Here is a 665-nt window from a genome sequence, read left to right as displayed (position 1 = left end):
ATCCGCTCGGAAAGAACGGCAACCTGTACTTCAGGAGCACCGGTATCGCCTTCCTTGGTGGCGTATTCCTTGATAAGTGCTTGTTTGCGCTCAGCAGTAATCGACATCGTACACCCGTTCTTGATGAGAGGAAAAACAGACGCCCAGGCCGGGATGTCGTCCAGCGCGGGCCATGAAAGCAGCAGGCATATCCCATTGCTCGCTGTGCCTATAAAGCAAATCCGCTCGAATTGAAAGAGGTCAGTCATCTAACGTCTGCAACGGTGAAACCTATTGGCCAATTCATCATAATGGGTCTTTTGGGCAAAAATGGGCATAAAGCACAGCCATGACTTCCATCACAGCCGGATGTTCAATCTTGTATAAAAGCAATCTGTGTTCCCGGCGATAGCTGAGAATGCCTTCCTCCTTGAGCTTGTTAAGATGCTGGGACATTGACGTCTGTGCAATGCCTGTTGCGTTGATGAGATCTGTCACGCTTTTTTCGCCATTCACCAGCTCGCACAGAATGAGAAGCCGATGCGGATTGGCCAGTCCTTTTAGAAAATTGGACACGATATCTGCCCGAGCCGGCATTTATTGATTGATGGACACTGTTGCCTCTTTACGATTTATATTTTTGTGATATTATAAAAATATGAATTGAAACGCAAGACAAAAGGGCA

1 protein-coding gene and 1 pseudogene are annotated in these 665 nt (G+C 47.2%); both read right to left on the bottom strand.

All coding sequences use genetic code 11. The annotated features are described in order from the left end of the window. A pseudogene (locus VBH83_RS19370) lies at window positions 1-125 on the bottom strand (30S ribosomal protein S15); the annotation flags it as partial. Between the two features lie 160 nt (window positions 126-285). Beyond that, entirely contained in the window at window positions 286-555 is a 270-nt protein-coding gene (locus VBH83_RS19365) for an ArsR/SmtB family transcription factor (protein WP_396999100.1), read from the bottom strand. Window positions 556-665: the final 110 nt, after the last annotated feature.

This window comes from Ochrobactrum sp. S1502_03 (assembly GCF_044435015.1).
Taxonomy (GTDB): Bacteria; Pseudomonadota; Alphaproteobacteria; order Rhizobiales; family Rhizobiaceae; genus Brucella; species Brucella chromiisoli.
Note: the sequence above shows the minus strand (reverse complement) of the source record. Positions and strands in the feature narration are given on the sequence as shown.